Origin of the sequence: Pseudoalteromonas sp. XI10, assembly GCF_001469895.1 — a bacterium.
GTDB lineage: Bacteria > Pseudomonadota > Gammaproteobacteria > Enterobacterales > Alteromonadaceae > Pseudoalteromonas.
Window position 1 is genome coordinate 18,230 of record NZ_LOPY01000049.1, and the last position, 20,256, is coordinate 38,485.

Genomic DNA, 20,256 nt, shown 5'->3' on the forward strand with positions numbered 1-20,256 from the left:
CCTATAATCTCTAGTATTCGGTTTTGCTTGATAATACCGAATTTTTGTAAATAAAATTTCCGAAAAGGTTAATATACAATGCAAACGCCAGTCATTCTGATCGTAGAGGATGAAGACGTAACTCGACTAAACCTCGTTAGTTTATTTGAAGCTGAAGGTTACAAAGTTATTGAAGCCATTGATGGCGATGATATGCATGACAAGCTTACAAATAATGATGATGTGAACCTTGTAGTTATGGACATCAACCTACCAGGTAAAAACGGGCTAATCTTAGCGCGTGAATTACGTCAAAAACGTAACGTTGGTTTAATTTTCTTAACAGGTCGTGACAACGACGTTGATCGCATTTTAGGTCTTGAAATTGGTGCTGATGATTACATCACAAAACCATTCAACCCTCGCGAATTAACTATTCGTGCTCGTAACCTTATTTCGCGCACAGCCCTTGGTGGCGAAGAAGCGAATATCGAAACAAATGGTGTTATCACATTTAACGGTTGGGAACTTGATGAAAATAGCCGTTGTTTAACATCTCCAAGCGGCGACGCTAAACGTTTACCTAAAGGTGAATACCGCGCGCTACGCTTAATGCTTGACTCACCGGGTCGTATCTTCAGCCGTGAGCAATTAATCAAGCACATGACTGGCCGTGAGCTTCGCGCTAACGACCGTACTGTAGACGTAACAATTCGTCGTATCAGAAAACACTTTGAAAGCGATAACAGCACATCTGAGCTGATCAGCACCATCCATGGTGAAGGCTATCGTTTCATTGGTAAAATCGACAGCTAATTAGAATTAATCTTCTAACTGTTGTAAGAATAATTGGAGGGCGTCACGCCCTTCATTTATTTTCACTGCTAACTCATCAAGCCACTGCTGTAACTCTTCGCTACTCTCTTCAAGCGCGCCATGTTCCATCTTCTTAGCATGTAACTGCACATCGTTTAAGCCTACAGAGCCAGCCGCACCTTTTAATTTATGCGCCACCGATTTGTACTCTTCTCTATCATCTGCCGCTAACGCATCTGCAAGCTCAGTTTGGTACTGAGGGTTTAGCTTATTAAATAACTCACAGCTGCGATTAAAGATAACTAGCCCCATTGAGCCAACAAAGTCTTCGATGGTTTCTATATCGAGAAGCTCAACGCGAATACCCGATAAATCTTTTTCAGTTACAGCTTTAATTGACTCAGGCTGGCAGTTTTGTTGCTGCTTGATATCAAATAGCTCGCCGAGCATTTTATCGAGTTTAGTGGTGTTGATAGGCTTAGCAAGTGCGCCTTGAATGTTAATACCTGCAAGCTCTTCTTCGGCGCTACGCACGTTGGCAGTTAAGGCAACGATTGGCAAGTTATCAAAGTGTTCATCGTCACGAATTTGACGAGCAACTTCATCACCATTGATATCTGGTAATTGCATATCAAGTAAAACTAGGTCTAAGTCATCTTCTGTGTAGACAAACGACAGTGCATCTTCACCAGTTTCAGCCCAAATAACTTCGTGACCACGCTGCTCAAGTAAGTTGGTAGCAATTTCGGCATTTAGCGGCACATCTTCCACTAAAAGAATGTTTAAACTGCTTACCGCATAACTTTGCTCGGTAGGCGCAATACAAAGCTTAAGCGGTATTTCAACAACAAAAACACTGCCCTCACCTTCAGTACTGCTGACATTAATTTCACCTTTCATTGCGCTAACAAGCGCTTTTGTTACCGCAAGGCCGATACCAGAGCCAATAGCATTGGTACCGTTGATATCTGGTGCTTTGTAGTACATGTCAAAAATACGATGCAGCTGCTCTTGTGGAATACCTTGACCCGTGTCGCTCACACGCATCACTAACCACGGACCATCAGCACGATTCTCACGGCGGCATTCAAGCTCTACATGGCCTTGCTGAGTGAACTTAACGGCATTGTTGATAAGGTTCCAAACAACTTGACGTAAACGAGTCGGATCAAGAGACGCGTAAACATCCAATGTGCCTTTACGTTTAATATTAAACTCAAGGCCTTTTTGTTCAGCAATTAAACCTGCAAAGTTCACTACGTCATTAATAAAGTCGGCCACATTGACTGAGTCAGCAACAATATCGAGCTGCTCACGGTCAATTTTATCCAAGTCGATAATATCGTTAAAAATATTGCCAAGGGTTTCAGCACTTGAAAACACCGTGTTACACCAACTACGTTGCTGTTTATCGAGTTCAGTATCAAGTAGCATGCGGGTTAAACCCACAATACCGTTAAGCGGCGTTCTTAATTCATGGCTTAAAGTTGCAATGAATTTCCCTTTATCTTTATAAGCTGCTTCAAGGGCTTGTGCTGCTTCTTTACGACTGGTGATATCACGGCCAAAGGCAAGCAAACCTATGTACTCACCTTTTTCATTAATAAAAGGTAACTTACGCATTTCAAACCAGCGCTTTTCACCATCAACGGGGTATTCAACGTCAAGCGTCAGAGCTTGGTGGGTTTGAGATACTTTTTTGTCGGTGCGCAGTACTTCTGGTAAATAATCACTTGGGTAGATCTCTTCAACACTCTTACCGATTAACTCATCGCTGCTTTTACCTATCACTTGTTCAAACATTTTATTACAGCCAGCAAATACACCATTGTTATCGCGGTAATAAAATAAATCGGGAGATGAGTCGACAATAGAGCGCAATAGCATGCCTTGTTGTGCAAGCTCTTGTTGGGTCTTCTTACGCTCGGCAATTTCGCGTCTGAGCTCTTCTATTGCTCTGTGTTTGGCATGAAACGCCATTTTACGCTCATCAATCTCTTCGTTTAAGCGACTGATATTGTCTTTTAGCGTTTGGTTGAGCAGTTTTTCTTGTTTGGTTGCGCTATCTAGGTAGCTATAAGAGGCTTCTAATTGGCGAATTGAGTTAAGCAGTACAGTTATTAAAATCGGCGATACCACCGCAGTGAAGAACATCACGGCCAAAACATCAACTAAAGTTACCGTACCAACTGCTACATAATAAAACATGCACGATAAGATCAGCGACATGACCAATAATAAGGCATAACAGGCGGCGGCAGTTTTAAACTCACCATACTTAGAAATAAAGCTTGAGAGTGTGCGAGCCCACGGACTCAAAGAAGAATCAATCATATATAAAGCTTAGGCACATAATCGAAAAAAAACAGCATAGCTAATTTTATCACTATTCCTTTAGAAATATTCATATTGTGCGATAAACATAGAATTTTTTCATCAACGCCGCTTTTTTATATTTTTTCATGTAAAATACCGCGCTTTAATAATTGCAAAGAATGAGTATTACCATGCAAACCACAATGCCAGATATTGCTGATACGGCTCCCGCCTTACAAACAGGTAAATTAGACTGGGTTGGCATGGGCGAAATTGAACTTCCTTTCATTTTTGAAACTCGCAATATTGCCCCTGTAAATGTAATTGCCAAGGCACGCGCTTTTGTAAACTTGCATAAAGAAGACGCCAAAGGCATTCATATGTCGCGTTTATTTTTAGCCCTTGATACCTTATCAACCGAGCAGCAAGTTAATCCACAAACTCTCAAGCAAGCACTTGATGCCTTTATTAGCAGCCATGATGATTTAAGTGACCAAGCACAAATCGAATTCAAATTTGAGCTACCTCTGCGTCGTAAATCTTTATTAAGTGGCAAAGTAGGTTGGAAAAATTACCCTATCCATCTGATCGCTAAGATCAACCAAGGCATTGTAAGTTTTGAGTTAATGGTTGATGTGACTTACTCGTCTACATGCCCATGTTCAGCGGCTCTTGCTCGTCAATTAATTCAAAATGCCTTTAGCGAAAAGTTTGCAGAGCAAAATATTGATAAGCAAACTGTTTTAGAATGGCTAGGCACAACTGATGGCATTGTTGCTACACCACACTCACAACGTTCAATTGCAAACGTGAAAGTAAAGCTCGACAGCAAAATTGACAGTTTTGATGTGGTTGGCTTAATTGATGCTTTAGAAGCTGAGCTAAAAACGCCAGTACAAGCGGCAGTTAAACGTGAAGATGAGCAAGAGTTTGCCCGCTTGAATGGTCAAAACCTCATGTTCTGCGAAGATGCTGCACGTAAAATTAAAGGTTTACTTGAACAGCAAAACTACGCAGATTATTGGCTGCAAATAAACCACTATGAATCACTTCATGCCCATGACGCAGTAGCTATCGCTGTTAAAGGTGTTGCTGGCGGATACACGGCTTAAAAATTTCGGGTGACTCCACGCACTTAGGCACGCTAATTGCTATTAATTTTCAGTGTCAATTTGTTGTTGTGGAGTTACCGTATGGAATTCGCTTTATTATCAATTTTAGTATTAGTCGTAGTAGCCTCTGTTGTTGCGTCAAAGTTTACCGATGAAGGCGGAAACCCTTATCCTTTCACTCGTAAGCAAACTGTTTTTACGCAAGTTGAGAGTGCTTTTTTACATCTTCTAGAACGTGCTGTAGGCGACCAATATAAAATCGTCAGCCGCGTTAAACTCATTGATTTAATCGACTGTAAGCAAGGCTTATCTATCAAAGCTAAACGAGCTGCAATGGCTAAAGCCAAAAACAAACAGTTAGATTACGTGCTTATCGACAAAGACAAACTTACTATTGTTGCCGCTGTTGATTTAGTCAATAACACCAACCGCGACGGCCATAAAGCCCAGCGTGACTGGTTTGTTAGTGGCGCGTTAGAAGCGGCAGGCATCCCGCATATTCGCATGAAGGTAAAATCAGGTTATCAACCAAGAGAAGTACGTGATGCAATCATGTTTAAGCTTGGTAAACCTGCAGCAGCGCCTGCAAGACCTGCACGCAACCGCGTTACTAAACCTGCGGTATTGTCACCATCACAAGCAAAAGCACACTCAACGGCGCTTGCAGAAATATAACCTGTCATAATATTGGCAAAAGCAGACTTTAAGGTCTGCTTTTTTGTTTGTTTTAGACATTTTTAGGTATAATCATCCTATTCAATCTAAGGAATCAAATATTATGCACGTTGGTATTATTGGCGCGATGGAGCCAGAAGTAAAAATCTTACGCGAAGCGATGACAAACCCAAGCATCATGACTAAAGCTGGTTTTACCTTTTACACCGGTGAACTAGCGGGTAACACAGTTACTTTAGTTCAATCTGGTATTGGTAAAGTAGCTTCTGCAGTAGCAACAACACTACTAATCGATAACTTCAGTCCAGATTGTGTGATCAACACAGGTTCTGCAGGTGGTTTTGAGCCATCGCTAAATGTAGGCGATGTGGTTATTTCTTCAGAAGTACGCCATCATGACGTAGACGTAACTGCATTCGGTTACGAAATCGGCCAAGTACCACAAATGCCAGCTGGCTTTGCTGCGCACCCTAAACTGATTGAAGCGGCTGAACAAAGCGTAAGTCAAATCAGCGATGTTAAAACCATGATTGGCCTAATTTGTACTGGTGATTCATTCATGTGTGACCCGGTACGAATTGAAAAAACACGTGCTGAATTCCCAACTATGCTTGCAGTAGAAATGGAAGGTGCAGCAATTGCACAAGCTTGTCATGTGCTAGAAACACCATTTGTTGTTATTCGTTCAATGTCTGACATTGCTGGCAAAGAGTCGCCGCAATCATTTGAAGAGTATATCGAAACGGCATCTATCAACTCATCTAAAATGGTTGTTGCTCTTTTAGAGAAGCTAACATCGGTGAGTTTATAAGGTGATTGCAAATATTGTTCAAAACCATTTGGACATTATTGTATTTTTTGTAGCGCTCTTAGCTGAGCGCTTCTTTCCTTTGGTTAGTTGGTATCATCCGAATACCTTTTTAACCGTTATTTTCTCTGCGCTTAGCGAGCGTTTATACAACCCAACGAACCCTAAAAGCTATCAGTATTTAGCCTCAACCTTGGCTTTTACACTCACCATTTTAGTGATAGTGACATTGGTTGTGCTGTTTTTAGAGTTTGCTTTTTACCCTGAGCTATTAAATGGCTTAATTTTATATTTGTTACTCAGTAGCCGCGCTCAAGAGAAGAAATCATTACGTATTGCCAGATTACTCAAGCTCAACCAAAAAGCGACTGCAAGAGAGCTACTAGCTAGCCTCGTTGCCCGTGATGTCTCACGTTTATCAGCCCCAGGCATTTGCAAAGCAACCATGGAGTCACTGGTGCTTCAAAGTGCGCGGCATTATTTTGCCGTTATATTCTTTTATCTACTTGGCGGCGCTATCCTTGCTTTGGTTTATCGCTTACTCACATTAATTCATCAAGCATGGCGAAAAAACCTAAAACCAAACAACCCATTTTTGGCTCCCATTGCTAAATTACTATTTGTATTGGAGTGGTTACCCACTCGATTAGTTGCATTAACGATTGCAGCAACTAATGCCAGTAAACAATGTATTCATTATATAAAACACTATGGCAGACACTTTTATCAAACCAATACAGGATGGCTGTTAAGTGTTACATCGGCTGCTTTGCAAGTGCAATTAGGCGGCCCTGCCCTTTACCAAGGTGAGCGCTTTAATAAAATGCGTGTTGGGACCGATCGCTTACCAGATGCCGATGATATTCCTGCTTTAGTGAATCGCTTAAATCAAGCGAAAGCATTTTGGTTACTACTGATAGTCGGGATTGAAGTAATTAGCCTTTTCACAAACTAATCAAAATATAAGCATAAAAAAACCAGCCGCAGCTGGTTTTTTTATACCAATGAGCTTTATTAAGCTAAGGTGATTTTAGCAAACTTACGTTTACCTACTTGGTAAATCTGTGTTGTGCCTTTAGCAACTTCAAGCTTAGTATCTGTTACTTTCTCTTCACCATTAATCTTTACAGCACCTTGTTTAATCATACGCATTGCTTCTGACGTACTAGCTACAAGGTTAGCTTCTTTTAATAGATTAGTAATAAACACAGTGTCTTCAGCAATTGTTACTGTCACTTCTGGGATCTCATCTGGTAATGCATTCTTTTGGAAACGCTTGATGAAATCTTGATGAGCACCTTGGGCTGCTTCTTCACTGTGGAAACGTGCAATCATTTCTTTTGCAAGTTCAATCTTGATGTCACGCGGGTTTGCACCGTCAGCAACACGCTGTTTAAGCGCAGCAATTTCTTCGATTGATAAAGCACTTAATAAGTCATAGTAACGCCACATTAGATCATCGCTGATAGACATCACTTTACCAAACATGTCGTTTGGCTCATCAGTAATACCAATGTAGTTTCCTAATGACTTAGACATTTTTTGAACGCCATCAGTACCTTCAAGCAGTGGCATCATAAGTACTGTTTGTGGCTTTTGACCTTCGTCTTTTTGTAATTCACGACCCATTAATAGGTTAAAGCGTTGGTCTGTACCGCCAAGCTCAACATCAGCTTCTAATGCAACTGAGTCCCAACCTTGTACCAGTGGATATAAAAATTCGTGGATAGCAATCGATTGACCATTGGCATAACGCTTTTTAAAGTCATCACGTTCTAGCATACGTGCTACTGTTTGACGCGCAGCCAGTTTAATCATACCTGCTGCACCTAAGTTCTCCATCCAAGCAGAGTTGAATGCAACAGTTGTTTTAGCAGGATCAAGAATTTTAAATACTTGCTCTTTATAGGTTTCAGCATTAGCTAAAACATCTTCACGAGTTAACGGTTTACGCGTTACGTTTTTACCCGTTGGATCACCAATCATACCGGTGAAGTCACCGATTAAGAAAATCACTTCATGACCTAGGTCTTGGAAGGTTTTCATTTTGTTGATAAGAACTGTATGACCTAAATGCAGATCAGGCGCAGTTGGATCGAAACCCGCTTTGATCTTAAGTTTCTTACCAGACTTTAGTTTTTCGACTAATTCGTCTTCAATTAATATCTCTTCTGCACCGCGTTTTATCTCAGCTAGAGCGGTTTGTAAATCCACTGTGTATTACTCCAAAAATTCAGCTACCGGGGCGTGGTGGCCTGTCAGGGTTATAAATATAGAGCTAAAAACTTTAAAATTTAGCTAGTTAGCACCAAAAAGCGACACTAGAAAAAAGCCTAACTTAAATAGTTTAAGAAACAGCCCTGAAGGCAGCGCGCATGATTGTTCTTTATACCGCGTTATTGCAATTTAATGAAGGTACTTTAGTTAACTAATATAGATTTAGTTTAACCATAGGCATCTGCTGCAATTTTAACCAAAAAAGTTTAACGCGCTGAGCAATTCTAGCGTAAAATAGCGCCAGTTTAAATCTACAAAACACTGGTATTTGCTCTATTTTAGGTATATCCTGCGATATTAGTATTTAAATTTCTTGACAGCAGAAAAGGCACGATATGGTTCACGTAGTGCACAAACTTCCCAAAAAACACAAACTGCTTATTCTCGGTTTGGTTTCTGCTATTGTTGGCTTGGCATTATTGCCTTCTGAAAAAGCCACCGCTTCAAAGGATAACAGTGCAAAAGCACTTGAAATTGGCAAACGCTACGAATTACAAGTTAAAGTTGATGATAACGAAAAACTAACTGAGCTTAATTCACAGCAAGCAGCAGCAAAACTTCCAGAATACGAGCTTATCGACCATGAAGTACGAAATGGCGATAATTTAGCACTTATCTTTAAACGTGCGGGCTTCTCAGCGCAAACATTACACAAACTTGTTAATACCAACGCAGAAACTCGTAAATTAACAAAAATTCACCCAGGCGAAATCTTAAGCTTTGCAACAGCTGAAGATGGTTCTCTAGCTCAGCTACGTTATGTGATCTCAAAAACAGATACCTTATACGTTACATTAAATGACGAAGGTAACTACGACACTTCTATCGATAGCAAAGAAATCGAAACGCTAAGTAAATCAGCTGGCGGTGAGATCTCCAATAGCTTTTGGACGTCAGGCATTGCCGCAGGCTTAAGCGAGCGTCAAATCATGAATTTTGCTGACATCTTCGGTTGGGATGTCGACTTTGCTAATGACATTCGTAAAGGTGATCAATTTGGTCTTATTTATGAAGCTCACTATGTTGATGGTGAGTACATTGGTGATGGTAAAATTATTGCCGCAGAATTTATTAACCAAGGTGAGCGTTACACGGCTATTCGCCATACTGATGGTAACTTCTACACGCCTGAAGGCCGTAGCATGAAAAAAGCCTTCTTACGCGCACCTGTTAACTTTAAGTATATTAGTTCGAGCTTTAACCCGCGTCGTTTACACCCTGTGACCAAAACGGTAAAACCACATAACGGTATCGATTACGCAGCGCGTACCGGTACGCCAGTTGTATCATCGGGTAATGGTAAAGTGATTAAAGCAGGCTACAGTAAATACAACGGTAATTATGTATTTATTAGCCATGGCACACAGTATGTGACTAAGTACTTACACTTAAACAAAAAGATGGTTAGAACTGGTCAGAAAGTGAAACAAGGCCAGAAGATTGGTACTGTTGGTGCGACAGGTCGTGTGACGGGCCCACACTTACACTATGAATTCTTAGTAAACGGTGTTCACCGCAACCCTAAAACGGTCAAACTACCTAAATCAGAGCCTCTACCGCGCGATGAGCTAGCTAAGTTTAAACCGATTGCTGATAACTTCTTAGCTCAATTACAGCGTAACCGTGAGTTACAATTAGCGTTAAATAAGTAGTTAAGTAAACATGTAAAAGCCGCTTCAATTGAAGCGGCTTTTTTGTGCCTAGAATAAATCCATCTAAAACTATTATAGACTTTACTAAAACGAGTACTGATGTCACTGCGGTTTAATACAATTATTACCTTAAAAGAACATAGATAAGTTGAATAATTAGCGAAATCATCACCAGTGGCCAAATGTACTTTGCATATTTTGTAGCGCCATCAAGCCCCATTTTAGACTGATACTTTTCAAGTAGCGGTATTAGAATAACCAAAGCAACAAAAAGGCATAATAAGATAATAAAAACATTCATGGCGGCTTTCTTAGTTGTTGAATATTAAGGTTTACTATACCTAATTTAAGGGCAAAAAAAAGCGCAGTAAAATTACTGCGCCAGTCGGTTGGAAGTAAATCGACTTAATCGTGTTATTAGCCAACAATCGCTAACAAAATACCTGCTGCAACGGCACTGCCTAATACCCCTGCTACGTTTGGTCCCATGGCATGCATTAACAAGAAGTTATGCGGGTTGCTCTCAAGACCTACCTTATTAACCACACGTGCTGCCATTGGTACCGCTGACACACCGGCTGCGCCTACTAATGGGTTGATTGGCGATTTAGAGATCTTATTAAGACCTTTTGCCATAAACACCCCTGAAGCTGTACCAATTGCAAAGGCTAAAGCACCTAACACCAAAATACCGATTGTTTCTACGGTTAAGAACTTATCGGCTGCAAGCTTTGAGCCTACCGCTAAGCCTAAGAAAATGGTGGTAATGTTGATGATTTCGTTTTGTGCACTATTGCTTAAACGATCAACCACACCTGATTCACGCATCAAGTTACCTAAGCAGAACATACCTACCAGCGGTGTTGCCGCAGGTAAAAACAAGATAGTTAAACTAAGCACCATTAATGGAAAAACAATTTTCTCTTTTTTCGATACTGTACGAAGTTGCGGCATTTGAATTTCGCGCTCTTCTTGCGTTGTTAGTGCGCGCATAATTGGCGGCTGAATAATTGGCACAAGTGCCATGTATGAATAAGCCGCTACAGCGATTGCACCAAGTAAATCAGGTGCCAGCTTAGATGCTAAGAAGATAGCTGTAGGACCATCTGCTCCACCAATAATGGCGATGGCCGATGCATCCTGTAGCGAAAATTCAAAGCCAGGAATAAAGTTAAGTAGAATTGCACCAAATAAAGTAGCAAAAATACCAAACTGCGCAGCCGCACCTAACAGCAACATACGCGGATTTGCTATCAGGGCACTAAAGTCTGTGAGTGCACCCACGCCCATAAAAATCAAAAGTGGGAATACCCCAGAGTCAATCCCGATATGGTAGACGTAATACAAAAGGCCACCCGGCTCAGATAACCCAGCAACTGGGATATTAGTTAAAATAGCCCCAAAACCAATAGGTAATAATAACAGTGGCTCAAATTTACGGGCGATTGCGAGATATAATAACCCGCAACCTACCGCAATCATTATTAATGCAGGAAAGGTAAAGTTAGCAATACCTGTCGCATGCCAGAGGTTTAAAACACCATCCATCCTCTGTCTCCTATGCTAGCGCGATTAGCGCATCGCCAGTGGCAACAGAGTCGCCCTCTGCTACTAATACTTCAGCTATTGTACCTGAGTGTGCGGCGCGAACTTCTGTTTCCATTTTCATCGCTTCCATAATGATAACCACATCACCTTCATTTACTGTTTGGCCAGCTTTTACCTTCACTTTGAAAATATTGCCTGCTAACGGCGCGTTTAAGGTTTCGCTAACAGACGCTGAAGCTGACTGAGGAATTAACTCACTGTCTTTTAGGGTTACTTCTTTGAGCTCACCACCTTGGGCTACGACCACATCGTAAACTTTGCCATCAACTTTAACGCTGTATTGCTCTGCTTTTGCAGGGCTTGTAGAGGCTGGCTTAGTTTCTGACTTGGCAACTTCACCCGTTGGAATTGCTTCAAACGCATCAGGGTTGTTACGGTTTTTAATAAACTTAAGGCCGATTTGAGGGAATAATGCGTAAGTAAGTACATCATCAATCACGTCATCAGCAAGCTCTAAACCTTGCTCCTTAGCTTCACTTAATAACTCTGCTTCAAGCTTCTCAAGCTCAGGCTCAAGCTTATCAGCAGGGCGACACGTAATTGCTTCAGCGCCCTCTAGTACACGCTCTTGTAGCTCTTTATTCATTGGCGCTGGTGTTGCACCATACTCGCCTTTGAGTACACCCGCAGTTTCTTTAGTGATGGTTTTATAACGCTCGCCAGTCAACACATTAAGTACCGCTTGAGTACCTACAATTTGCGACGTTGGTGTAACTAGAGGAATGTAACCTAAGTCTTCACGTACACGCGGGATCTCAAGTAATACTTGATCAAGCTTATCAGCAGCACCTTGCTCTTTGAGCTGATTTTCCATGTTAGTTAACATACCGCCAGGTACTTGGGCTAGTAAAATACGACCATCAACACCTTTAAGGCTGCCTTCAAAAGCAGCGTATTTCTTACGTACATCACGGAAGTAAGCGGCAATTTCTTCTAACTCATTTAAATTAAGGCCGGTGTCACGCTCAGTGCCTTCTACAATTGAAACAATAGTTTCTGTGGCACTATGACCATAGGTCATACTCATTGACGAAATAGCCGTATCAAGCATATCGATACCCGCATCGATTGCTTTTTGGTAAGTTGCAGTACTTAAACCTGTCGTCGCGTGACATTGCATTGCGATAGGAATAGATACAGTTTCTTTTAAGCCTTTGATCAACTGTTCGCAATCATATGGCTTTAATAAACCCGCCATATCTTTGATACAAATTGAATGACAACCAAGATCTTCTAGTTGTTTTGCAAGCTCAAGCCACATATCAAGCGTATGGACTGGGCTTACTGTGTACGAAATAGTACCTTGGGCATGAGCACCTACTTTAACAGCAGCTTTAATGGCAGTTTCAAGGTTACGCACATCGTTCATCGCATCGAAAATGCGGAAAACATCAACACCGTTTTTGTGGGCACGCTCAACAAACTTTTCGACTACATCATCAGCATAATGACGGTAACCTAAAAGATTTTGTCCGCGAAGTAGCATTTGTTGCTTAGTGTTTGGCATTGCCGCTTTTAGCTCGCGAATACGTTGCCAAGGATCTTCACCTAAATAACGGATACACGAGTCAAACGTCGCACCACCCCATGATTCAATTGACCAATAACCCGCATTATCGAGTTTTTCTGCCATGGGTAGCATGTCGTCTAAGCGCATACGCGTTGCCAAAAGAGACTGGTGTGCGTCACGCAATACTAATTCGGTTAATTTTAATTTAGCCATGTTTAAGCTGCCCCGTTATTTTTGTTTATTTCGAAATTGAGCAATTGCAGCGCTGATTGCTGCAATATGTGCCTGTGGCACACCCTGTTGAGGTTGAATTTTTGCTGTACGCGTAGGTTCTGCAGTTGCAGGATCATCAAATCGACCCACTACCTTTGACATTAAAGTGACTGCTGAAATCAAAATAGTCAGAAAAACAAACACGCCTACCATGCCTGTCACCATCAAACTGGCCGCAGTGGTGAGTAATCCACCTATATCCATACGACTCCCCTCGCTTACTTAAAATAAAAAGTTATTTTTGTTAAATAATTATGCACCAATAATAACAAACAAAATTCATTTGTATAGCACCATTGTAAATTGGTAAAACCAATTAAATTTAAAATAACATGACGCACATATAATTAACACCCTACTATTAGCGCATTTAAAGCCCCGTTATAGATGATATAAATAGTCAATATAGCCAGACGTTATATGTTCAGCTATTAACCAATCATAGTAAAAAGCCTAAAAACCACGCACAACAAGGTGTTAGAGCTATCCCCTTAAAATAAAGTTAAATTGGTCTTACCAATAATCACAGAAATACTCTTTTTCTTAATTCAGCTCAATATGAAAAAATATCACTATGAATAAGTTACATGCTTACTCGTAAAAGTTACCAAATGATAAACCCTGTAAAGAACAACAAAAACACTCAACCCGTTGAAATATATAAAATAAAACTTATGGCACAGAACTCGCTTCAGTTACATCGAACTTAAGAAAATTTAAATAGCCAAGGAGACCACTATGTTACGCTGGACAATTACTTTTTTAGTTATCGCGTTAATCGCAGCAGTGTTAGGTTTTGGCGGTATCGCAGGAGCCGCTGCAGGCATCGCTAAGATTATCTTTTTTATATTTTTAGTATTACTAGTTATTTCGCTGGTATCAGGAGCACTTAGAGGCAGTGTCCCTAAGTAGTTAAAAGCAGATAACCACTTACTTTATTTTAAATTTACAAGGAATTTCATTATGAAAAACTCAACTTTAAAAGCCGCTACTATCGCCCTATTTTCAGGTTTATTCATCATGGGTTGTGAAGACAACTCTGCTGAAGACGCAGGTGAGCGTATTGATGAAGCAATTACTGATACACAAAATGCAGTTGAAGATGCATGTGAAGAAGTAAAAGAAGGTGTTAACGCAGAAGAAACTAACTGCTAATAACACACCTTACTTAAAAAAAGCGGCCAAGTGTCGCTTTTTTGTGTATGTAAGTTAGCGAGTTAGCGAGTTAGCGAGTTAGCGAGTTAGCGAGTTAGCGAGTTAGCGAGTTAGCGAGTTAGCGAGTTAGCGAGTTAGCGACTCTAGGCTGCCCGCTGACTGTGTCAAGCAGTTTGCTAACTTTACTCTTTCCCCTAGAAACTCATTAATTTGTTGGATTTCGCTCCGCTCTAACCAACCTACAGGCTCTTTTGTTTTAATCTGATAGCTGACGGCTGAAAGCTGATAGCTCCTTTCCCCTACAAGCTCGCAACTTTACTCTTTCCCCTAGAAACTCGCTAACTTGTTGGGTTAATCTGAAAGCTGATAGCTATGAGTGCGTTGGGTTTCGCTCCGCTCTACCCAACCTACGTTATTACTCACAACCCGTTGTGAGAGGCTTGTTTGTCGTTACACTCGCTATATGCCACTGGCCGTCGATATAACTTACTTTTGCAACATCGCTTACAGCAAAGTCGCCAGGGACATTTAAACGCGTTAAGTTGCTTGCTAACTGCTGCTGACAATATGGGCCGGTATCGCCATGCATTACAAGTACAGGCTTATTGGTGTGCTTTGCGAAGTCGCTGATGGCATCTCGGTATATTTTAAATGCATCACAATTAGAACGTTGTGATTCACTGCAAGTGGGTTTACTGGTCGGGTGGTAAATATCAGCCTGAAAACCAAATACATAGGCCTTAGCATCTTGCTGAACAAGCGCTTGTTTTAACCAAGTTAAGTTGTACTTATCACGCTTGTCGGCGGCATCTAGTGCTGCGTTTTTGTCACTTTTTAAAATTTGCGAGCGACCATTAAAAGTACCCGGTATATGCAAAGTGCGAAACTCAATGCCATCAAACTGCCAGCGAGCATTTTCTAGCATTTCAGTTTGGGTTTCATAACCCTGAAGTTGCTGTGCTTTTTTTGTATAAGCATCATCGAACATCAAGCCTTTAACAAAGCTTAGCCGTTCAAGCTCATCAAAACGCACCGATAGCTTTTCTCGGTCGCAATCGGTCCATTCATTATCACCGGGGGTATAAATAAAAGGCTGCGGGGTCAACGACGTCAATAACGCTTTATTAGTTTGCAAAAGCTTATTCGTGCAAGCTAGCGCTCCTGATTTCATATCACCAAGATGCATTAAAAAGCCATGAGGTGTTGTTGCGATTGCCTTGGTAATTTTTCCGTCTTTGGCGAGATTGATTTCATCAATCGGGGTGTATGGCATATCGCCCATAACTAAAAAAGTATTTGTGGTCATTGCAAGTGCTAATGACATTGAACTAACAAACATACAACTTACACCTTTAAAATACGCATACCTTAAGCTCTCACAATGACAACTAAATGAAAACCAACTACGGAAGATTTTTTCTATCGATGTTAAACTGCTGTCAGCAAATAAAGTGAGCCCACAAATGACTTTAAGTACAACTTACAAATTAGATAAACCGTATTATTACGAATGCTTTGATGAGTCTTTACCTTATTCATCTCAAGCTAAGCCTAAATACCCGCTGTTGGTATTGTTAATAACCTTAGGCTTATTGGCTTTTTATCAATTAGATAATCATTATTTAGGCAGCTTTATGATTATGCTTGCCGTGGTTGAGTGCTTATCGTTTTACTACAAGCGTCCATGGTGGGTCGCAAGACAAATGATGAGTCGTGCATCGGGTAGCGAAGTCACTGTCGTATTTGATGATGAAGGCGTTAAGGCCGAGAACCCGCATAAAAGCTACCAATTAAGCTGGCAACAAATTAGTGAGATTATTGAAACTGAGCGAGGTTATATTTTAAAGGCTCAGCGCGGTATGCAATATATTTCTAAACAAGCGCTAAATGATGAAATGACAGCAGAACTAAATAAAAGAGCCACTCAGTGAGTGGCTCTTAAAAATATCTGTCGCTGATTAAACGTTGCCCGGATTTGGGTTAGATTTCTCTGCTTGAATTCGCATGTAGATTTCTTCACGATGTACTGATACATCTTTAGGTGCATTTACACCAATGCGAACTTGATTTCCTTTAACACCAAGAACAGTAACTGTTACTTCGTCACCGATCATAAGGGTTTCACCTACTCTACGAGTTAGTATTAGCATTCTCTTGCTCCCATGTTCCAAAAAATTAAAAGATTCCGCGTCAAAAACATTCTAATGAAATATAGACTTAAAAGTAAGTAAAAACTCTAGATCTTATTCATTTTCAGTTAAAAAAACTTTGTGTAGCGCACGTACAGCCAGTTCTAAATACTTTTCGTCAATTAAAACTGATATCTTTATTTCTGATGTCGATACAAGCATCACTTTGATGTTTTCATCGGCAAGGGCATTAAAAAATAAACTTGCCACACCAGAGTGAGATTTCATCCCTACACCTACTGCAGACACCTTGGCAACATTGCTGATCCCTTTAATAGATTCTGCGCTGATACCATCTTGGTTACTGGTCAAAATTTCAAGCGCTTGCTCAAAATCATTCGTGTGCACAGTAAAAGCATAGTCTATTTTTTCAAAGTTATGATTAACTTGATTAATCATATCTATTTCGATGCCGAATTCTGCAAAAAGTTTCAAAATTTTTGCAAGGTTTTCCGTTCCTTGGTGCACACCATTAACGTAAATCAGACTTTCGTCACGATTAAAGGCGATACCCGACACAATGTTTGCTTGCACATCCGGCTCCTCAAAACTGATCAAGGTCCCTTGATCCGGGTTAAAACTCGATAACACTCTGAGCGGTATATTATATTTTCCTGCGGCTTCGACACTGCGAATATGTAGCACCTTAGCCCCAAGGCTGGCCATTTCGAGCATTTCTTCGAAGGTGACATGGCTCATACGTCGCGCATTAGGTTCAATGCGCGGGTCGGTGGTATATACCCCATCAACATCGGTGTAAATTTGACATTCGTCGGCATTGATAGCACCTGCAATCTCAACCGCAGAGGTATCAGTACCACCGCGACCAAGCGTAGTGATATTGCCTTCAATATCGCGGCCCTGAAAGCCCGCTATAATGGCAATCCGGTTATGTTCAAGTTCATGCTTAAGACGAGTCGCAGCAATCTCTTCAATGCGCGCTTTACCAAACATATTATCAGTGCGAATGTTAACCTGATCAGCAAGTAAGCTTACCGCTGAGTGACCACGTTTGATGATAGCCATTGCCAGCAGAGAAACTGACACTTGCTCACCGGTGGTTAGCAATACATCAAGCTCACGAGCACTAGGGCGAGAATCGATTTGTTTAGCGAGTTTAATTAGACGGTTAGTTTCTCCCGACATAGCCGAGAGCACCACCACAACTTGATGGCCTTGTTGCTTGGTTTTTACAACAAGGTCGGCGACGGCCTCAATTCGCTCTATTGAGCCAACTGAGGTGCCACCGAATTTTTGGACGATAAGTGCCACTAGTAGTTAAGAACGCTCAGATAACCAACCAGTTACACTTTCTAAGGCTGCAGCTAGATTCTCAGGCTGAGTACCACCTGCTTGCGCCATATCAGGACGACCACCGCCCTTACCGCCTACTTGTGCAGCCATGTGATTTACAAGCTCACCGGCTTTCACTTTACCTGTTAGGTCTTTAGTTACACCTGCAATTAGGCTTACTTTGTCGCCATTAGCTACGCCAAGGGCAATAACACCTGAGCCAATCTTCGTTTTCAGGTCATCAACCATGCCGCGTAGTGCTTTAGACTCAGTACCTGCAACATCAGCAACCAGTAATTTAATACCGTTCACTTCAACAACAGAGTCAAGTAACGATGCACCAGCCGCACTTGCTAACTTGTCGTTAAGCTGTGCAATTTGCTTCTCAAGGCCTTTTGATTTCTCAAGTAACGCAGTTACTTTTTCAAGTACTGTGCTGCTATCACCTTTTACTAGTGCTGCAACATCGTTTAGTTGTTGCTCTTGCTCACTTACATAAGCAACCGCTTCAGCACCCGTTACCGCTTCAATACGGCGGATACCGGCTGCGATACCGCTTTCTGATACGATCTTAAATAAACCGATATCACCTGCACGCTTAACGTGAGTACCACCACATAGCTCGATTGAGTAGTCACCAATGGTTACTACGCGAACTTCGTCGTCGTATTTTTCACCGAATAATGCCATTGCACCTTTTGCTTTAGCATCTTCGATAGCCATTAGCTCAGTTTCAAGCGCAAAGTTACGACGGATTTCATCGTTCACTGCGCGCTCGATTTGGCGTAATTCGTCTTTTGTTACCGCTTCAAAGTGAGAGAAGTCAAAACGTAAACGCTCAGGGTCAACAAGTGAACCTTTTTGATTTACGTGCTCACCTAAAATTTGACGTAACGTTTCATGTAAAATGTGTGTTGCAGTGTGGTTTTTCTTGATGCTATCGCGACGTGCTGCATCAATTGTTGCCTCTGCTTTATCGTTTGTACCAATACGGCCTTGTACACGACCATGATGTGCAAATGCATTACCAAGCTTCGTCGTGTTAGTCACTACAAACTCACCGCCAGCAACTTTTAACACACCTGTGTCACCAACCTGACCACCTGATTCAGCATAAAACGGTGTGCGGTCTAAGATTGCGATACCTTCTTGACCATCTTCAAGTACAGAAACCGATTGACCTTCAGAGAAAAGTTCAACCACAGTACCTGTGTAATGTTCTGCATCGTAACCTTTAAAGTCTGTGTGTTTTTCAGACTTAAGTTGTTGGTTGTAATCAGCACCAAACTTACCAGCTTGCTGTGCTTGCTTACGCTGAACAGCCATACACTCTTGGAAGCCGTGCTCATCAATCGTCATGAAACGCTCACGCGCCACGTCTGCCGTTAAGTCTGCTGGGAAACCGTAAGTATCGTAAAGTTTGAATACTAAGTCTCCTGGGATCACATCACCTTCGATGTCAGTTAGGCTTTCTTCTAAAATAGCCAGACCACGCTCAAGTGTTTTACCAAACTGCTCTTCTTCGATACGCAGTACTTTTTCAATAATTTCTTGTTGCTTAGCAAGCTCTGGGTACGCTTGACCCATTTGCTCAATTAGTGCAGCAACTAGCTTGTAGAAGAATGCACCTTTCGCACCTAGCTTGTTACCATGACGAACGGCGCGACGAATAATACGACGTAGTACATAACCACGGCCTTCGTTTGATGGCATAACGCCGTCAGACACTAAGAACGCACACGAACGAATGTGGTCAGCCACAACGCGTAACGATTTATCATCTAAATCTTGTGCATTTGTTACTTTAGCCGCCGCAGCAATAAGTGCTTGGAATAAATCGATTTCGTAGTTTGAGTGCACGCCTTGTAAAATTGCAGAGATACGCTCAAGACCCATACCTGTATCAACAGACTGCTTAGGAAGCGGCTCCATTGTACCGTCGGCATGGCGGTTATACTGCATAAATACTAGGTTCCAGATCTCGATGAAACGGTCACCGTCTTCTTCAGGTGAACCTGGAGGACCACCCCAAATTTCTTCACCGTGATCGTAAAAGATTTCAGAACATGGACCACAAGGACCTGTATCACCCATTGACCAGAAGTTATCGCTGGTTGCAATGCGAATAATACGGTCTTCACTTAGACCCACTTCTTTATGCCAAATATTGAAGGCTTCTTCATCATCGTGATAAATGGTAACAAGTAGCTTTTCTTGCGGTAGTTTTACAACATCAGTTAAAAACTCCCAAGCAAACTTGATTGCGTCTTGCTTGAAGTAATCGCCAAAGCTGAAGTTACCTAACATTTCAAAAAATGTATGGTGACGTGCAGTGTAACCTACGTTTTCAAGATCGTTATGTTTACCACCGGCACGCACACAACGTTGTGAGCTGGTTGCACGTGAATAAGGGCGGCTTTCCGCACCTAAAAATACATCTTTAAATTGCACCATACCGGCGTTATTGAATAATAACGTGGCATCATTACCCGGGATCAGCGAGCTTGAAGGAACAATCTGGTGTTGTTTAGAGGCAAAAAAGTCTAAGAACTGTTGCCTGATCTGTGCGGTAGTCATATGCTGCATGTGAAAA

At 41.5% G+C, this 20,256-nt stretch carries 18 protein-coding genes; 9 read left to right on the plus strand and 9 right to left on the minus strand.

Annotation, left to right across the window (positions count from 1 at the left end; translation table 11 throughout):
• Positions 1–78 precede the first annotated feature (78 nt).
• On the plus strand, positions 79–795 hold the full coding sequence (arcA, locus tag AUR67_RS13370; protein ID WP_054551295.1) for a two-component system response regulator ArcA: 717 nt from the start codon (positions 79–81) through the stop codon (positions 793–795).
• Between the two features lie 6 nt (positions 796–801).
• Here arcA and arcB read toward each other — a convergent pair whose 3' ends face one another.
• Positions 802–3,129 carry an aerobic respiration two-component sensor histidine kinase ArcB gene (gene arcB, locus AUR67_RS13375; protein ID WP_058585659.1) on the minus strand — a complete coding sequence of 776 codons (2,328 nt, stop codon included), beginning with the start codon at positions 3,127–3,129 and terminating at the stop codon, positions 802–804.
• Between the two features lie 173 nt (positions 3,130–3,302).
• Here arcB and folE2 point away from each other — a divergent pair, with 173 nt between their 5' ends.
• From folE2 to AUR67_RS13395, 4 genes are all read left to right on the plus strand, one after another.
• Complete coding sequence (gene folE2 / locus AUR67_RS13380; protein ID WP_058585660.1) at positions 3,303–4,223, plus strand: GTP cyclohydrolase FolE2; 921 nt, start codon at positions 3,303–3,305, stop codon at positions 4,221–4,223.
• Positions 4,224–4,304: 81 nt separating this feature from the next.
• Positions 4,305–4,898, plus strand: coding sequence for a DUF2726 domain-containing protein (locus AUR67_RS13385; protein ID WP_058585661.1), 594 nt, complete (start codon positions 4,305–4,307; stop codon positions 4,896–4,898).
• Positions 4,899–5,001: 103 nt separating this feature from the next.
• Positions 5,002–5,709: a 5'-methylthioadenosine/S-adenosylhomocysteine nucleosidase gene (gene mtnN / locus AUR67_RS13390; protein WP_058585662.1), complete on the plus strand. Its 708-nt coding sequence runs from the start codon at positions 5,002–5,004 to the stop codon at positions 5,707–5,709.
• A gap of 1 nt (position 5,710) precedes the next feature.
• Positions 5,711–6,661 (plus strand): cobalamin biosynthesis protein, encoded by a 951-nt coding sequence (locus AUR67_RS13395; RefSeq protein ID WP_058585663.1) that lies wholly within the window; start codon positions 5,711–5,713, stop codon positions 6,659–6,661.
• Positions 6,662–6,720: 59 nt separating this feature from the next.
• On the opposite strand, the gene tyrS is transcribed toward AUR67_RS13395, so the two are convergent.
• Positions 6,721–7,920 carry a tyrosine--tRNA ligase gene (gene tyrS, locus AUR67_RS13400; RefSeq protein WP_058585664.1) on the minus strand — a complete coding sequence of 400 codons (1,200 nt, stop codon included), beginning with the start codon at positions 7,918–7,920 and terminating at the stop codon, positions 6,721–6,723.
• A gap of 398 nt (positions 7,921–8,318) precedes the next feature.
• Between tyrS and AUR67_RS13405 the strand changes: the two genes are divergently transcribed.
• Positions 8,319–9,635: a peptidoglycan DD-metalloendopeptidase family protein gene (locus AUR67_RS13405; RefSeq protein WP_054560778.1), complete on the plus strand. Its 1,317-nt coding sequence runs from the start codon at positions 8,319–8,321 to the stop codon at positions 9,633–9,635.
• A gap of 417 nt (positions 9,636–10,052) precedes the next feature.
• On the opposite strand, the gene AUR67_RS13410 is transcribed toward AUR67_RS13405, so the two are convergent.
• The 3 genes from AUR67_RS13410 to AUR67_RS13420 are packed head-to-tail and all read right to left on the minus strand — an operon-like array spanning position 10,053 to position 13,230.
• Positions 10,053–11,183, minus strand: coding sequence for a sodium ion-translocating decarboxylase subunit beta (locus AUR67_RS13410; protein ID WP_058585665.1), 1,131 nt, complete (start codon positions 11,181–11,183; stop codon positions 10,053–10,055).
• A 10-nt stretch (positions 11,184–11,193) separates the two neighbouring features.
• The gene (gene oadA / locus AUR67_RS13415; RefSeq protein WP_055198140.1) at positions 11,194–12,966 is read right to left on the minus strand and encodes a sodium-extruding oxaloacetate decarboxylase subunit alpha; all 1,773 of its coding nucleotides are present in this window, start codon (positions 12,964–12,966) and stop codon (positions 11,194–11,196) included.
• 15 nt (positions 12,967–12,981) lie between these two features.
• Complete coding sequence (locus AUR67_RS13420; RefSeq protein WP_054560781.1) at positions 12,982–13,230, minus strand: OadG family protein; 249 nt, start codon at positions 13,228–13,230, stop codon at positions 12,982–12,984.
• A gap of 534 nt (positions 13,231–13,764) precedes the next feature.
• Here AUR67_RS13420 and AUR67_RS20930 point away from each other — a divergent pair.
• Positions 13,765–13,938 carry a DUF1328 domain-containing protein gene (locus AUR67_RS20930; RefSeq protein ID WP_064971747.1) on the plus strand — a complete coding sequence of 58 codons (174 nt, stop codon included), beginning with the start codon at positions 13,765–13,767 and terminating at the stop codon, positions 13,936–13,938.
• 51 nt (positions 13,939–13,989) lie between these two features.
• Entirely contained in the window at positions 13,990–14,181 is a 192-nt protein-coding gene (locus tag AUR67_RS13425; protein WP_054551284.1) for a hypothetical protein, read from the plus strand.
• A 415-nt stretch (positions 14,182–14,596) separates the two neighbouring features.
• Here the strand turns inward: AUR67_RS13425 and AUR67_RS13430 are convergent, their stop codons facing one another.
• A complete protein-coding gene (locus AUR67_RS13430; RefSeq protein ID WP_058585666.1) occupies positions 14,597–15,520 on the minus strand; it encodes a hypothetical protein in 924 nt (307 codons plus the stop codon).
• Positions 15,521–15,644: 124 nt separating this feature from the next.
• Here AUR67_RS13430 and AUR67_RS13435 point away from each other — a divergent pair, with 124 nt between their 5' ends.
• Positions 15,645–16,112 (plus strand): YcxB family protein, encoded by a 468-nt coding sequence (locus AUR67_RS13435; protein ID WP_055022042.1) that lies wholly within the window; start codon positions 15,645–15,647, stop codon positions 16,110–16,112.
• A 27-nt stretch (positions 16,113–16,139) separates the two neighbouring features.
• On the opposite strand, the gene csrA is transcribed toward AUR67_RS13435, so the two are convergent.
• From csrA to alaS, 3 genes are all read right to left on the minus strand, one after another.
• Entirely contained in the window at positions 16,140–16,331 is a 192-nt protein-coding gene (csrA, locus tag AUR67_RS13440; protein WP_036970495.1) for a carbon storage regulator CsrA, read from the minus strand.
• Positions 16,332–16,424: 93 nt separating this feature from the next.
• Positions 16,425–17,642 (minus strand): aspartate kinase, encoded by a 1,218-nt coding sequence (locus tag AUR67_RS13445; RefSeq protein WP_058585667.1) that lies wholly within the window; start codon positions 17,640–17,642, stop codon positions 16,425–16,427.
• A 6-nt stretch (positions 17,643–17,648) separates the two neighbouring features.
• Positions 17,649–20,249, minus strand: coding sequence for an alanine--tRNA ligase (gene alaS, locus AUR67_RS13450; protein ID WP_058585668.1), 2,601 nt, complete (start codon positions 20,247–20,249; stop codon positions 17,649–17,651).
• Positions 20,250–20,256: the final 7 nt, after the last annotated feature.

Coding starts and splice junctions, on each gene's coding strand:
- arcA (WP_054551295.1), top strand. CDS start 79: ATGCAAACGCCAGTCATTCTGATCGTAGAGGATGAAGACGTAACTCGA.
- arcB (WP_058585659.1), bottom strand. CDS start 3,129: ATGATTGATTCTTCTTTGAGTCCGTGGGCTCGCACACTCTCAAGCTTT.
- folE2 (WP_058585660.1), top strand. CDS start 3,303: ATGCAAACCACAATGCCAGATATTGCTGATACGGCTCCCGCCTTACAA.
- AUR67_RS13385 (WP_058585661.1), top strand. CDS start 4,305: ATGGAATTCGCTTTATTATCAATTTTAGTATTAGTCGTAGTAGCCTCT.
- mtnN (WP_058585662.1), top strand. CDS start 5,002: ATGCACGTTGGTATTATTGGCGCGATGGAGCCAGAAGTAAAAATCTTA.
- AUR67_RS13405 (WP_054560778.1), top strand. CDS start 8,319: ATGGTTCACGTAGTGCACAAACTTCCCAAAAAACACAAACTGCTTATT.
- AUR67_RS13410 (WP_058585665.1), bottom strand. CDS start 11,183: ATGGATGGTGTTTTAAACCTCTGGCATGCGACAGGTATTGCTAACTTT.
- oadA (WP_055198140.1), bottom strand. CDS start 12,966: ATGGCTAAATTAAAATTAACCGAATTAGTATTGCGTGACGCACACCAG.
- AUR67_RS13420 (WP_054560781.1), bottom strand. CDS start 13,230: ATGGATATAGGTGGATTACTCACCACTGCGGCCAGTTTGATGGTGACA.
- AUR67_RS20930 (WP_064971747.1), top strand. CDS start 13,765: ATGTTACGCTGGACAATTACTTTTTTAGTTATCGCGTTAATCGCAGCA.
- AUR67_RS13425 (WP_054551284.1), top strand. CDS start 13,990: ATGAAAAACTCAACTTTAAAAGCCGCTACTATCGCCCTATTTTCAGGT.
- AUR67_RS13430 (WP_058585666.1), bottom strand. CDS start 15,520: ATGTTTGTTAGTTCAATGTCATTAGCACTTGCAATGACCACAAATACT.
- AUR67_RS13435 (WP_055022042.1), top strand. CDS start 15,645: ATGACTTTAAGTACAACTTACAAATTAGATAAACCGTATTATTACGAA.
- csrA (WP_036970495.1), bottom strand. CDS start 16,331: ATGCTAATACTAACTCGTAGAGTAGGTGAAACCCTTATGATCGGTGAC.
- alaS (WP_058585668.1), bottom strand. CDS start 20,249: ATGCAGCATATGACTACCGCACAGATCAGGCAACAGTTCTTAGACTTT.